At 55.7% G+C, this 13,868-nt stretch carries 11 protein-coding genes; 10 read left to right on the top strand and 1 reads right to left on the bottom strand.

The window, feature by feature from the left end; genetic code table 11:
* Nucleotides 1–2: 2 nt before the first annotated feature.
* The 8 genes from ACM6IP_RS26735 to ACM6IP_RS26700 all read left to right on the top strand — a co-directional run bounded on the left by ACM6IP_RS26735 (nt 3) and on the right by ACM6IP_RS26700 (nt 11,569).
* The gene (locus ACM6IP_RS26735; protein ID WP_414862654.1) at nt 3–3,590 is read left to right on the top strand and encodes a polysaccharide pyruvyl transferase family protein; all 3,588 of its coding nucleotides are present in this window, start codon (nt 3–5) and stop codon (nt 3,588–3,590) included.
* A 114-nt stretch (nt 3,591–3,704) separates the two neighbouring features.
* A complete protein-coding gene (gene wecB, locus ACM6IP_RS26730) occupies nt 3,705–4,817 on the top strand; it encodes a non-hydrolyzing UDP-N-acetylglucosamine 2-epimerase (RefSeq protein WP_414862653.1) in 1,113 nt (370 codons plus the stop codon).
* A gap of 203 nt (nt 4,818–5,020) precedes the next feature.
* Entirely contained in the window at nt 5,021–5,932 is a 912-nt protein-coding gene (locus ACM6IP_RS26725; RefSeq protein WP_256585453.1) for a glycosyltransferase, read from the top strand.
* A gap of 107 nt (nt 5,933–6,039) precedes the next feature.
* On the top strand, nt 6,040–7,011 hold the full coding sequence (locus tag ACM6IP_RS26720; RefSeq protein WP_095168050.1) for a UDP-glucose 4-epimerase family protein: 972 nt from the start codon (nt 6,040–6,042) through the stop codon (nt 7,009–7,011).
* On the top strand, nt 7,008–8,027 hold the full coding sequence (locus tag ACM6IP_RS26715; protein WP_095168052.1) for an MraY family glycosyltransferase: 1,020 nt from the start codon (nt 7,008–7,010) through the stop codon (nt 8,025–8,027). Before ACM6IP_RS26720 ends, ACM6IP_RS26715 begins: the two co-directional genes overlap by 4 nt.
* Nucleotides 8,028–8,113: 86 nt before the next feature.
* Entirely contained in the window at nt 8,114–10,108 is a 1,995-nt protein-coding gene (locus tag ACM6IP_RS26710; RefSeq protein WP_095168054.1) for a polysaccharide biosynthesis protein, read from the top strand.
* Between the two features lie 113 nt (nt 10,109–10,221).
* Complete coding sequence (locus ACM6IP_RS26705; protein WP_414862652.1) at nt 10,222–10,557, top strand: ComEA family DNA-binding protein; 336 nt, start codon at nt 10,222–10,224, stop codon at nt 10,555–10,557.
* Between the two features lie 217 nt (nt 10,558–10,774).
* The gene (locus ACM6IP_RS26700; protein WP_414862651.1) at nt 10,775–11,569 is read left to right on the top strand and encodes an SDR family NAD(P)-dependent oxidoreductase; all 795 of its coding nucleotides are present in this window, start codon (nt 10,775–10,777) and stop codon (nt 11,567–11,569) included.
* Between the two features lie 7 nt (nt 11,570–11,576).
* On the opposite strand, the gene ACM6IP_RS26695 is transcribed toward ACM6IP_RS26700, so the two are convergent.
* Nucleotides 11,577–12,134, bottom strand: a complete 558-nt coding sequence (locus ACM6IP_RS26695; protein WP_414862650.1) for a TetR/AcrR family transcriptional regulator — start codon at nt 12,132–12,134, stop codon at nt 11,577–11,579.
* Between the two features lie 176 nt (nt 12,135–12,310).
* Here ACM6IP_RS26695 and ACM6IP_RS26690 point away from each other — a divergent pair, with 176 nt between their 5' ends.
* Both ACM6IP_RS26690 and ACM6IP_RS26685 read left to right on the top strand, forming a co-directional pair.
* Nucleotides 12,311–12,955 (top strand): GntR family transcriptional regulator, encoded by a 645-nt coding sequence (locus tag ACM6IP_RS26690; RefSeq protein WP_414862649.1) that lies wholly within the window; start codon nt 12,311–12,313, stop codon nt 12,953–12,955.
* 24 nt (nt 12,956–12,979) lie between these two features.
* Nucleotides 12,980–13,831 (top strand): urea carboxylase-associated family protein, encoded by an 852-nt coding sequence (locus ACM6IP_RS26685; RefSeq protein WP_095168062.1) that lies wholly within the window; start codon nt 12,980–12,982, stop codon nt 13,829–13,831.
* Nucleotides 13,832–13,868: the final 37 nt, after the last annotated feature.

Below are 13,868 nucleotides of genomic sequence, written 5' to 3'. Positions count from 1 at the left end.
TTATGACTGACAAACCGAAGGTCGTAGTCAGCGGATGGTACGGGGCCAGCAATGTCGGCGATGAGTTGCTCCTGGGAGCCGTCGCAAAATGGGTCGCAGACGCTGGCGGTGAGCTGACTATCATCAGTCTCAACCCCGAGCATACGGCCAAAGTCTACGGAACCGCCGCGGTTGATTTCCACAATCTGGGTGAGATTGCCTCGGCACTGGCCGACTGCGACTTGTTCGTGATGGGCGGCGGGGGGATCTTCCAGGACCACCATCCGTTTCACATCAGTGCGTTATATGATGCAACCGCTCTCGATATTGCCCAGTACGCACGTCCGTTTTATCTGGCTCGACAGTTTGGGGTAAAGACCCTGATCCTTGCTCATGGCGTAGGACCTCTCGCCAGTCATGATGCTCAGGAAATCGTCAGAGATGTATTCACTCTTGCGGATTTTGTATCAGTTAGAGATGAACCAAGCGCAGCACTTCTGCGCAAGATTGGCGTTACTCGTGAACTTCTGGTGGCAGCGGATCCAGGCTGGTTTGCAGCAGGGCAGGTTGTGCGTACCGGCCAGGAACACGCCATTCGCGCACCCGATGACAAGAAAAAAATTGCGCTGATCATTCGTGAGTGGCACGCAGGGCGGGACTGGGAAGAGAAGCTGGTGTCGGCGCTTAATAGCCATCTACCCGCTGGCTGGGGATGTGTCTGGTTTGCTTTCCAGAACGCTTTGGATGAACGTCGTGCAGGTTCTGACAGACCTTTCCTTGAGCAACTGTCGAGCGGCCTGGATGCGCGTATCGACAGCGAGATTGTCGATCACGTTGCTGTTGCAGATGCGGTAGATGCCATCAATGCGTGTGATGCGGTGTTGTCGATGCGCCTGCATGGCAGCATTTTGTCGCTCGCCCTGGGTAAGCCCTGTGGTTTCCTTGAGTACGATGACAAGATGACTCAGGCGCATAACATGGCGCAGGTCCCAGAGAATCTGAGACTTGACCTGAAGTGTCCTCTGAGCGCCTATGAACTCATTATTGCCAAGCTTGCAAACCTTGAAGCGGGCTGGCGAATTGATCCGCAGGTTTTGCAAGAACTGCAAATTTCGGCATTAACCCATAGGGATATGCTAGTCGGTGCGTTGGAGCAGGTTCGCGGTGATGGCGAGAGGCGTAGCCGATGGTCAAGCCAGAATCTGGATTGGATGTCTGTCTGGCTACAGGATCTTATCTGGCAGAAGCAGGTTATCCAGCAGGCCAGCACCCGCGCGCATGAGCTGTTGAAGTACCGCGACCTGCAAATCCATGAGAAAGACGGTCAGCTCAGCGAAAAGGAGCTGCACTTTCAGGCGCTACAGCAGCAAAATGCAGAGTTGGCAAGAGAAGTCCTGCTGAGCAAGCAGCAGCAGGCGGAGCTGGAAAGGCTGCATCTAGAGCTTCTGCAACACAATGCTGAGCTTGCTGCGTCGCCGCTGCAAACTCAAGAGTTCTATGATCTCGATCATGAACTGCATCAAATTAAACAGCAATTTCTCCTGTTGAAGGCTACCGCCGTTAGCCTGCAACAGGAGTTGGATGCCCGGACGACGCAGCTACAGACAGTCGAAAGCGCAAAGAAAACCACAGGAATGATCATGTCAGGCAGCATGCAGAATATAACTCGCAAACTTCAGCGCGCGGCTTACTTGTTGCAAAACGGTGGCCCTCGCGCATTGCTTTCGGCGCTGAAAAGACGTCAGCAACTGGCGTTGGCGCAACAGATGCCATTGCCGACCATCGAGTTTTCGGAGTCCATGAGCCAAGCGGATCTCGATCGTGCGCTGTTTGAAGCCGCCGCAAAGCTTCGTGAAGAAGAAGTCGTCATTTTCGCCTCGCGAACCTTTGACTCTTTGGGGGGGCATCACCGTGCGGCACAGTTGGCGCGGGCGGCCCTGTCTGCCGGACATCGGGTGGTTTACCTCACCAAGGATCACACGAGTGCGCTGAGTGGCTCGATGCCACAGGGGCCTGCGGGCCTACTGCAACTGTCCTTGAGTGATCTGTCGGTCACCGAGCTGTTTTCGCTGCTTTCCGAGCGTTCGGTACTCGTGAACTTTATGCTGGATCCGGTAGTACTGCCGTACCTTCAGTATGCTCAAAGTCGCGGACTGAAGTCTTATCTGGAGACTTCTGCGAGCCTGGCCGATCCGCGGGTCGTCAGCACACCGTTGTTCAAGGAGTTGGCCAGCAAGGTCAGCGCCTTCTGCGTAAGTTGCACACAGGCAACCAGTTATCTGGCAGCGTTCAACAACACACCTGTGGTGTGTGTCCCTGCAGCCGCTAGCCATACCTACTTTGATATCTACCAGAACTATCAGGTCCCGTCGCAGTACCACGGGGTCAGTGGTACCAAGGCTGTTATCTTTGCGCCAGGGGAAGAGGCCAGTGTTGACTGGCCGTACGTTGAGCGCATCGCTGGCATGAACCCGCTGGTGACGTTCTATCTGTTGGGGGTGTTCAATCGCTCCGAGGGGCTCCCCAATAACGTAGTGACGCTTGCCCAGGAGTGCCTGAGTAATGCTAATGCGTTCATTGCCCATAGCGATTTCCTGCTTTCGCCGTTCTTGAAGGCGACGCCCGCTAATGCGGGCCTGCCTCAAGGTATCTATGCAGGCGCTTTTCTGAATAAGCCGGTGATTAGTTCCCAGGCTATCGATATTCCTCAGTTGAATAACTTCCTGCACCTGCCAAATGCTGAGGTCGTGGGGGACGTCAATAGTCGCTTCCCGGTCGTCCTGAAGAACGATTTGTTTGTGTCGGAAAACTCCTGGCTCGCCCGCCTGGAATCCTTGGTGCCGGCGGCACCGCGTAACGATCTCAGTGTGGTAATTCTTATCCATAACAACGCGGGCATCATTGCGCGTTGCCTTGAAACCCTGAAAAAACACTGTGGCGCCTATGTCAAGGAAGTCATTGTTGTCGATAACGCCAGCTCTGATGGTGGTGCAGAAATCGTTGAACAACAGTTCCCAGACGTCAAGTTGGTAAGAAACCCCGAGAACGGCTGTTCCTCCGGCCGTAACTTGGGCGTCACCCATGCCAGCGGAAAATACATCACCTTTTTCGACAGCGATCAATGGTTCACTGGGTCATCGGGTTTTGCCGAGGCCTTGTCAATTCTTGAAAGCCGCGCCAGTGTCGGGGTCATCGGTTGGAATGCGGGTTGGTTTGATGCAACCCGTACTGACCTGGGTGGAATGATTGCGGATTACTGCCCGAACCGTGCAATGAACCCTGTCGCGATACGCGAGGGTTATCGCTCTGATATCGGATTCCTGGGAACCAGCGGCTTCTTTATGCGTCGTTCGGTATTCGAGGCAATTGAAGGTTTTGATACGTATTACGACCCAACCTGCTTCGAGGATACGGATCTGTGCTTCCAGATCCGGGCGCTGGGAATGGAGGTTTCATTCCGCGATTTGTCCGGAATTCGTCACCAGCCCCATCAGACTACGGGTGCCGATAGCGGCAGTGATAAGTACAAAACCCTGTTCCTGAGAAATTCAACTTATTTCAAGGAGAAGTGGAAGCATCACCCCGAGTTCTTTGTCGACTACTCTGCCTGAGTAGGCAGAATCGGGGATGAAATACTTTTCATGAACTGTGGGGTCATCTTCGCTTAACAACTTTGAAGATGGCCTCTTGCAAGGCTTTAAGATTAATACTATGCGACCGTTTCTATGTTGAGCCACCCTCGGAAAAAAATCCTGTGCGTTATAGGCACACGACCTGAAGCCATAAAGATGGCCCCTCTTATTCTTGGCCTGAAAGAGCAAGAGTGGGCGGAGGTCAGGATTCTGGCTACGGCTCAGCATCGCGATTTGCTTGATCAGATATTGTTGGATTTTTCGATCGCTCCTGATATCGACTTGGATATCATGCAGCCCAACCAGTCATTGATCACATTGACGGGAAAGTTGCTCCTCGAACTTGACAAGGTACTGTTGGCGGAAAAACCTGATGCGGTACTGGCCCAAGGCGATACGACTACCGTATTAGCGGCGTCTTTGGCATGTTTTTATGCGGGTATTCCGTTTGGGCATGTTGAGGCTGGACTCCGGACGGGCGATATCAATAGCCCATTTCCTGAAGAGGCCAATCGGGTGGTGACCGGCGTGTTGGCGCATTGGCACTTTGCACCGACGTCGAGTGCTGCCGAGAATCTATTGGCGGAGCGCACACCTGGCGACAAGGTGTTCATCACGGGTAATACCGTTATCGATGCGTTGCACTACACGGCGGCAAGAGAAATGCCCCTTTCCGTGCCGTTGGACCGCACCAAACGGATGATTTTGGTAACCGCGCATCGAAGAGAGAACTTTGGGCAGCCGTTCGTTGATATTTGTACCGCTATCAAAATGATCGCGGTTAATAACCCAGATGTTGAAGTGCTGTTTCCTGTTCACCCCAACCCGAGTATTCGCACCGTTGCTTACGACCTGTTGGGCGATGTTGCTAATCTCCATCTGGTCAATCCACTGGGCTACAAAGAGTTCGTGATGGCGATGAAGCTAGCCAGCTTTATTATCAGCGACTCAGGTGGTGTTCAGGAGGAGGCGCCAGCACTTGGAAAGCCTGTATTGGTAATGCGTGAAAGCTCGGAGCGTCCCGAGGCGATAGCCGCTGGATGTTCTCGGCTGGTGGGTACGGATGTTGGGGTGATTGTTCGTGAAGCCCAAAAGCTCCTCAATGATCCAGATGAGTACAAGAAGATGGCTATCGGGATTTCTCCGTACGGAGATGGCAAAGCATCCGCTCGAATTATCGGGGTTTTGCGGGAGTACTTTTGTTGAATCGCATAGTTTACCTATCCCCGGTGCCATGGGACAGCTTTTCCCAGCGCCCACATAAATTCGTCGAGTGGTTTCACGCCCTCTACGGGGGACAGGTGCTCTGGGTTGATCCTTACCCGACCCGGCTACCCGGCCTGGGAGACTTTGCTGCTCGACCGAGCCCCAGTAACCCTCAGAGCAGGTCGGAGCCCTGGTTGAAATGCTTGACGGTCAAAGCGTTGCCCATCGAACCGATTGCTGGTTTGGACGTCGTCAACCGCTATCTGCGACGTGCGCTAGTACAGGAGATAAATGCCTTTGCGAGTGCCGGGCCCACCAGTCTGGTTATTGGCAAACCATCGGCCTTTGCGTTGCAACTCTTGAGTGGCGGTCGTTTTGCCAAGAGTATTTACGATTCGATGGATGATTTTCCGGCGTTCTACAGTGGACTTTCCAAGCGTTCGATGCAACGCAAAGAACGCGCGGTAGTCAGCGCGGTAGACCATGTACTGGTGTCGTCCACCCTGCTTATGCACAGAGCACAGCAGATGCGCCCGGGAGCTGATGTTCGCCTATGCGAGAATGCATGCGCGGTTGAAGTGCTGCCACCTATCGAGCATCAGGCGCTGCATTCGGGTCCCAGGATTCTGGGGTACGTGGGGACCATCGGGAAATGGTTTGATTGGGAGATGATCGAGCGTTTGGCGGGATGCACTGACGTCACCGTCCGTTTGATCGGCCCCGTCTACACGCCAGCGCCGTTCAAGTTGCCCGCCAATGTCGAAGTTCTGCCGCAGTGTTCACATGCGCAGGCCATTGCGGCTATGCAGGCGTTCGACGTCGGTTTGATTCCGTTCAAGATCACAGAGTTGACCGAGTCGGTTGATCCCATCAAATATTACGAGTATTGCGCACTCGGTTTACCGGTCATTACCTCTGATTTTGGCGAAATGCGCGTGCATGCCCAGCAGCCCGGCGTATTTACCGTGCACTCGGCTGACACCCCGTCTAGCTTGATCGGGACGGTTGAGGCGGCTCTCGCGTTCAGATTTACCTTGGACCAGATAGGGCAGTTTCGGCAGGTAAACTCCTGGAATGCTCGTTTTTCGTCTGCGAAAATCTTCGATCCCGCCTAGTCTGATTTTTTGGCGATGCCCGCCATGGGTCAGCGCTTGCGAAGTGTAAAGCGCAGTTTTATCAGCCTGCATCGTGTGCAGTCTTGTTTTTTGCCAGGGTCATTGAAATGAACGCTGAGACGATTCTTGTTACAGGAGGGAGCGGTTTTCTTGGGGCCGCCTTGGTAAAACACTTGGCTGCAATGGACGGCTGTGCGCTCGTTCTACCTATCAGAAATACCCAAGCGGGGTTTCCCCCCTCTGCGCGGGTTCTACAAATCCAGGACCTGGACGCGGATACCGATTGGAAGCAGGCCCTTTGCGGTGTCGACAAAGTGGTCCATGCAGCAGCCCGAGTACATGTCATGAAAGAGGCCAGCGCTGATCCGTTGACCGAGTTTCGCAAAGTCAATGTCGACGGCACGCTGAACCTCGCCAGGCAAGCCGCTGCTGCGGGCGTCAAGCGTTTCATCTTCATCAGCTCGATCAAGGTCAACGGTGAGCGCACTGAGCCCGGCACCGCGTATTGCGCAGATGATGTGCCTGCTCCAATCGATCCTTATGGGATAAGCAAGATGGAAGCGGAGCAGGGGTTGCGGGAGTTGGCGTCCAGTACATCCATGGAGGTTGTCATCATTCGCCCCGTGTTGATTTATGGTCCGGGCGTAAAGGCTAACTTTCTTAGCATGATGAAATGGCTTTCCAAGGGCGTGCCGCTGCCACTGGGTGCAATCCACAATCGTCGCAGTCTGGTAGCGCTGGATAACCTGATTGATCTGATCATTGTGTGCCTCAATCACCCACTTGCCGCAAACCAGACGTTTCTGGTCAGTGATGGTCAGGATGTATCCACCACCGATTTGCTACGCAAGACTAGTCACGCCTTGTGTCGGCCCGCCCGTCTCATTCCTTTCCCTGTCTGGATAATGAGGAGCCTGGCGCTGTCGTTAGGCAAGCAAGCACTTGTCCAACGCCTTTTCGATTCTCTGCAAGTGGATATCAGTAAAAACCAGCAACTCCTGGGCTGGTCACCGCCCATGACCTTGGAGCAGTCTCTGCGCAAGACTGCGCGGCATTTTTCAGAGTCTAGAAGCTCGTGAGTTACGCTTGGTTTGTTCTCGTGGCCGTAAGTGTGGCCTTTTTACTGACGGGCGCAATGCGTCGCTACGCTGTCGCCCGTAGCCTGATGGACGTCCCGAACGCACGTAGTTCACACGTACTGCCAACCCCACGCGGCGGCGGCGTGGCTATCGTGTTGACCTTTCTCCTGGCGCTGGGTGCATTGTTGTTTTTCGGGCTGGTTTCTCCAGCTGTTTTTGCCGCGTGTGCCGGGGCGGGGGCGCTTATCGCGATCATTGGGTTCATGGATGATCATGGGCACATAGCCGCGAGATGGCGTTTGCTCGGGCATTTCATTGCCGCTGCCTGGGCCATATTCTGGTTGGGGGGCTTGCCTGCCATTAGCGTGTTGGGAGTTGAGCTTGACCTGGGTTGGGCAGGCTCTGCGCTGGCCGTGATTTACTTGGTCTGGATGCTCAATCTCTACAACTTCATGGATGGAATTGATGGTATCGCTGGCGTAGAAGCCGTTTGTGCCTGCTTTGGAGCCTGCCTTCTATACGGGATGTCAGGGCAAAGCGGCTCGATCTGGGCTCCCTTGTTGCTGGGCGCTTGCGTCGCTGGTTTTCTCTGCTGGAATTTCCCCCCCGCCAAGATATTCATGGGCGATGCCGGTAGTGGTTTTCTTGGCATAATGCTCGGGGTGATGTCCCTTCAGGCTGGCTGGATTTCAGCGCAACTGCTTTGGGGATGGCTCATCCTGATGGGGGTGTTTATCGTTGATGCGACGTTTACCCTGCTACGTCGACTGATACGCGGGGACAGGATTTATGAAGCCCATCGCAGCCACGCCTATCAGTTTGCCTCGCGTCGATTTGGCAAGCACCTTCCAGTGACGCTCGCAGTCGGACTGATCAATCTGTGTTGGCTGCTGCCGATAGCCCTTTGCGTTACTCTTTATAGCCTGGACGGTGCGATTGGCGTGCTGCTGGCCTATAGTCCATTGCTAGTGTTGGCATGGTGGTTTCGCGCAGGCGAACTGGAACGTCCACCTTAAGGACTCATCGATCCTCCTGAGTTTATGTCTAAGGCTTCAGGAATTGGGGCAAAACGAGGGAGATAGTTGCAGTGTTTGAGGGGCTTATGGATAAAGTTAGAACGTTTTTACTTGGACTACCCAGACGTAAAAAAAGACTCATTCAGGTCATTACTGACATGTTGCTGGTCTGGGGGGCGCTATGGATGGCATTTATAGTGCGTCTTGGTATCGATGATGTGCTCAATCCGATCAAGGTCCACTTCTGGCTTTTTGTCTGCGCTCCAATTGTTGCCATTCCGCTCTTCATCCGTTTCGGCATGTACCGCGCGGTCATGCGCTATTTTGGCAATGACGCTCTCATCGCTATCATCAAGGCCGTCAGTCTGTCTTCGTTGATCCTGGCGGTTGTTGTCTATTGGTACAGCAATCATCAGGCTGTGGTGCCGCGTTCCATCATTTTCAACTACTGGTGGTTGAGCCTGGTGATCATTGGCGGTCTTCGCCTCTGCATGCGCCACTACTTCATGGGCGATTGGTTCACGGCGGCTCAACACGTGCCGTTCACCAATCGCGATGATGGTTTGACCAAAGTGGCTATCTATGGCGCGGGTGTCGCGGGGAATCAGCTCGTCGCAGCGCTTCGCATGGGGCGCGTGATGCGTCCGGTGGCCTTCATTGACGACGACCCGAGTATTGCCGACCGGTCTATTTCCGGACTACTGGTCTACAATCCCAAGCGCATTCAGCAAATGATCGACGTAACGGGGGCGCAGGAAATTCTGTTGGCGCTGCCGTCTTCGACCCGTGCGCGGCGTAGGGAAATTCTCAATGTCCTTGAGGGATTTCCATTACATATCCGCAGTGTGCCGAATTTCACTGACCTGGCCAGTGGCCGGGTCAAAGTCGAAGATATTCAGGAAGTAGATATCGCCGACTTGCTTGGCCGGGATTCGGTGCCGGCACAATCCGATTTGCTGGAACGTTGTATCAAGGGCAAGACGGTGATGGTGACCGGTGCAGGAGGTTCCATTGGCGCCGAACTGTGCCGACAGATTTTTTCCCTCGCGCCCACCACGCTGCTGTTGTTCGAACACAGTGAGTTCAATCTCTACAGCATTTTGTCCGAGCTCGAGCAGCGAGCAAGTTGTGAGTCCTTGTCCGTGCGTTTGCTGCCGATTCTGGGATCGATCCGCCATCAGGACAAGTTGTTGGATGTGATGAAGACCTGGCGGGTGGATACCGTTTACCACGCAGCTGCATACAAACACGTGCCGATGGTCGAGCACAATATTGCCGAAGGCGTGCTCAACAACGTGATTGGTACGCTGAATACCGCTCAGGCGGCCTTGCAAGCGGGGGTTGCCAGTTTTGTGCTGATCTCCACTGACAAGGCTGTTCGCCCGACCAATGTGATGGGCAGTACCAAGCGCTTGGCCGAACTGACACTGCAGGCCCTGAGTCGTGAAATCGCTCCGGTGCTGTTTGGCGACAAAGGCAATGTATCGCGGGTCAATAAAACCCGGTTCACGATGGTTCGTTTCGGCAACGTGCTGGGGTCATCCGGTTCTGTGATCCCGCTGTTCCACAGCCAGATCAAGTCGGGTGGTCCGCTGACAGTGACGCACCCCAAGATCACGCGTTACTTCATGACCATTCCCGAGGCGGCGCAACTGGTCATCCAGGCGGGGTCCATGGGGCAAGGCGGGGATGTGTTTGTACTCGATATGGGTGAACCGGTGAAGATCGTCGAACTGGCAGAGAAGATGATCCATCTGTCTGGTTTGAGCATTCGTTCGGAGAGGAACCCGCAGGGTGACATTGCCATTGAGTTCACGGGCCTGCGTCCGGGTGAAAAGCTTTACGAAGAGTTGCTGATAGGTGACAACGTGGCGGCCACTCAGCACCCGATGATCATGAGTGCAAACGAGGATCACCTGCCTTGGGATGATCTGAAGGTGCGCCTGGCTAAACTGTTGCGGGCCGTTGAACAGGATGATTACGCCCGAGTTCGCCAGTTGCTGCGCGAAACCGTCAGCGGCTATACCCCGGACGGGGAAATCGTCGATTGGATCTACCAGCAACGCCGCCTTGAGCCCTGATGCTACATACTCTGCAACGCACACATTTTTGACAGACGCCCACCATGACCTAGGTTTGGGAAGCAGCTTTGGAAAAGCTGCTTCTCTCTCAACGAAGTCATGGAGCGTCACTTATGCGTACAGGCTACTTCCACTCTCTGGTTTTCGCCCTGTTGACCAGTGTCTCAGTTGCAGCAATAGCTGCTCCCTCCACTAAAGCCGAAACGGTTCCAGCGCCTGCAACGATGCCAGTGGCGTCTTCTGAGATGGCGGCCAAGGTCGATCTGAACAAAGCCGATGTGGCTACTTTGCAGCGCGACCTCTCCGGAATCGGCGAGGCCAAAGCCAAAGCTATTGTTGCGTACCGTGACAGCAATGGTTCGTTCACCTCGGTGGATGAATTGTTGGAGGTCAAGGGCATCGGCAAGATGCTCCTGGACAAGAATCGCGACCGGCTGGAAGTGAACTGATACCCGAGTGCCCGTGTTGGGGCCGGTCATTGACCGGCCTTTTTTGTCTGCGTAATTGAATACTGGCAGGTAAAGGATTGAGTTTACCCTTGGTCGGAAACAAAAAATTACGATGGTAATATTGTGATTGGATTATGACTATAATTGATCTGCCGCCGCTCTCAGCAGTCGTGAGTCTGGCGACCAATTTCCTGCGGGATCTACCAGGAGTACAGCCATGAGTTCTGTTCAGTCCAAAGGCAAGGCGCTCGTCACGGGGGCGTCTTCCGGTATTGGTGCGATCTATGCCGAGCGTTTGGCGGCGAGGGGGTTCGACTTATTGCTGGTGGCTCGTGATGAAGCACGCTTGCAAAGCGCGGCAACCCGATTACGGGCTGAGCATGGCATTGACGTTGAAGTGCTTAAGGCCGATCTGACACTCAAGGCAGACCTGGTCGCTGTCGAGCAGCGCCTGCGCTCCGATCCCAGCATCAGCCTGCTCCTGAACAACGCCGGGGTGGCGGCGGAGGGACCTTTGGCGGGTGCCGACCTGGATCAACTGGAGCGCATGATTCAACTCAATGTAGTGGCCGTGACGCGTTTAGCCTCGGCGGCCGCCGCGAGCTTCTCGGCGGCGGGTCGCGGGGCGATTATCAACCTGGCATCGGTGGTCGCGCTGATCCCCGAGCGCTTCAACGCTACCTACAGTGCAAGCAAGGCCTACGTGCTGAGCCTGAGCCAATCGCTCAACGCCGAGCTCAGTGGTAGCGGGGTGCAGGTCCAGGCCGTGTTGCCCGGGGTGACGCGTACCGAAATCTGGGAACGCTCCGGAATCGACGGTAGTGCCATTCCGGCAGAGATGGTCATGGAAGCAGGGGAGATGGTTGACGCTGCCTTGTCGGGTTTCGACCAAGGGGAATTGATCTGCATTCCTTCGCTACCTGATGCCGCAGACTGGGATGGGTTTGTTACCGCGCGTCACGCATTGGCGCCGAACCTGTCGAGAAACGTCGCCGCCGCACGTTACAAGTAGGGCAGGTTTACTCCGCCAGCTTGTTCAGATGCTCGCGCGTGACATCGAGAATTCGCTGGGCCAACTCCGGGCTTTCGACGCTGCGCGACAGCAGGAGTGCCCCGACCAGGGTCGACATGACGATCAGGCTCTGGTCGGCCGCATCCTCGCTGCCCAGGGCGTGCTCAACCTGCTGCAGGCGTGCATTGAGCACGATATCGCTGGTGGGGCTGGCTTGACCGCGCAATCCCAGTTCAGACGACATGGTGGGCAGTGGGCAGCCCTCATGGGGAGAGGTCTTGTGCCATTCGGACAAGTAGGTGTCGATAAAGGCCTGGAGGGGGCGCTCTTGCGCAAACAGCGCTGCACAACGCTCACTGACTTCTTCCCCCGCGGCTTGCAGGGCCTTTTCAACCAGTTCGTCCTTGGATTTGAAGTGTGAGTAGAAACCGCCATGGGTCAGGCCCAGGGCCTTCATCAGGGGTTGCAGGCCAGTGGCAGCGATTCCGTCGCGGCGAAAGCGTGCAGCTGCTTCCTTGATGATGCGCTGATGAGTCTGGGCTTTATGGTCCTGCGAGTAGCGCATCGTTAATCTCCACGGCAATGCGCCATATTAACCAAGCTAAATGGAATGGTGACTGTACTTCTATTTCGAAAAAGCATGCAGATGCGTCCAGATTCGCCTTACTGACGATAAGTAGCTGGCACGAATAGTGATTACTCATTCCCAGAAGATTGTTCAACAATCCGCAGGTGATGAGTATGAGTGATGGACTGTCCCTGGCTGACCACATCACATTGGAGCTGCGCGCCGATATCATTGGCGGGCGCTTGCTGCCGGGCAAGGCGTTGATCGAGGCGGACCTGGTGCTGGCTTACAACGCCTCGCGCAACACTATTCGCGAAGCCCTGCACCGCCTGGGGCAGGAAGGCCTGACGCGCTACGTACGGCACAAAGGGGTGATGGTCCGCCAGCCCGGCGCCGATCAGGTGCGCGACCTGTTCCAGGTGCGACGTACCCTTGAGTTGCAGGGGATCGCCGCCAGCCGTCCGCTGCGCGAGCAGCAATCGAACTCCATGCACGAGGCCATCGAGGCCGCGCAGTTGGCCCGTGATCGGGAGGACTGGCGAGCCGTCGGTACCCACAGCCTGCATTTTCACCAACTGATTGTCGGGTTGCTGGGCAGCCCGTTGCTCGACGAGTTCTTCACCAACGTCGTCGCGCAATTGCGCCTGGTGTTCAGCGCGGCGCCTGATGAATCCAGGTTCCAGGCACCGTGGCTGACGCGTGATCGACTGATTTACCAGCACCTGATCGAGAACGACCGTCCGGCCGCCATCGAAGCCCTGAACTCTTACCTGGACGACTCCGAGCAGCAACTGCTCGAGATATTCAACCCTGGCTAGCGCCACTGATCGAGGAATCACGCCATGTACAAAGACTATCCCGCGGCCTACCAGGTCAGTAAGGGTTCGGCATTGCAGGTCGATACCGCGTTTTATCAGCGAATTCGCGACACCCCGGATGGCCGCACGCTAATCGAGCAGTTCGAGGTGCCTATTCGTACCGGTCGCGCCTGGCATGTTCCCGCCGGTCATGTGTTTCGGGTAACCACGCCGGTGGGACCGCAGGTGGGGGATTTTAACGTGTGGAATGCCAACGATCCGCGCGAGCGCTTATGGGCGGCCCGGACTCGGCAGTTGCAGGGCGCCCATGTCAGCACCCATGACCGGCTCTGGTCAAACCTGCCGTTTCTCAGGCCTCTGGTGACCATCACCGACGATAGCCTTGCCGACTATGGGATCGACGAACACGGCGGCCGCCTGCATGACTTGCTGGGCACGCGCTGCGATCCCTACGTGAACAAAATGCTCACCGGCGAAGACTTTCACCATCACTGTCATTCCAACCTGACCCGTGCGGTGCTGCCCCATGGTTTGACCGAGTTCGACGTGCATGACGTGCTGAACATCTTCCAGTGCACAGGCCTGAACCACGATGACCTGTATTTCATGAAAGCCTGTCCGGCTCGCAAAGGCGACTACCTGGAATTTTTTGCCGAGATCGATCTGTTGTGCGCGTTGTCGACGTGCCCGGGCGGGGATTTGTCGCTGGCGATGTGGGGGCCGGATGCCCAGGACCCGTTGAGTGTTTGCCGGCCACTGGGGGTGGAAATCTACCGGCTGGACGATGACTTGCTGCAAGGCTGGAGTCAGCCTGAACGGGCGGCGTACAAAGGCTTGCACGGGCTGCAGATCGCCAAGGCCGACTGGCAGGAGTAGGGCGGGGCTGGCCGGGATGCACAATGGCAACATCCCG

Origin of the sequence: Pseudomonas sp. IT-P176, from assembly GCF_949767245.1 — a bacterium.
Taxonomy (GTDB): Bacteria; Pseudomonadota; Gammaproteobacteria; order Pseudomonadales; family Pseudomonadaceae; genus Aquipseudomonas.
This window is presented reverse-complemented; position numbering and strand designations above follow the sequence as displayed.

Coding starts and splice junctions, on each gene's coding strand:
- ACM6IP_RS26690 (WP_414862649.1), top strand. CDS start 12,311: ATGAGTGATGGACTGTCCCTGGCTGACCACATCACATTGGAGCTGCGC.
- wecB (WP_414862653.1), top strand. CDS start 3,705: ATGTTGAGCCACCCTCGGAAAAAAATCCTGTGCGTTATAGGCACACGA.
- ACM6IP_RS26720 (WP_095168050.1), top strand. CDS start 6,040: ATGAACGCTGAGACGATTCTTGTTACAGGAGGGAGCGGTTTTCTTGGG.
- ACM6IP_RS26710 (WP_095168054.1), top strand. CDS start 8,114: ATGGATAAAGTTAGAACGTTTTTACTTGGACTACCCAGACGTAAAAAA.
- ACM6IP_RS26685 (WP_095168062.1), top strand. CDS start 12,980: ATGTACAAAGACTATCCCGCGGCCTACCAGGTCAGTAAGGGTTCGGCA.
- ACM6IP_RS26705 (WP_414862652.1), top strand. CDS start 10,222: ATGCGTACAGGCTACTTCCACTCTCTGGTTTTCGCCCTGTTGACCAGT.
- ACM6IP_RS26735 (WP_414862654.1), top strand. CDS start 3: ATGACTGACAAACCGAAGGTCGTAGTCAGCGGATGGTACGGGGCCAGC.
- ACM6IP_RS26695 (WP_414862650.1), bottom strand. CDS start 12,134: ATGCGCTACTCGCAGGACCATAAAGCCCAGACTCATCAGCGCATCATC.
- ACM6IP_RS26700 (WP_414862651.1), top strand. CDS start 10,775: ATGAGTTCTGTTCAGTCCAAAGGCAAGGCGCTCGTCACGGGGGCGTCT.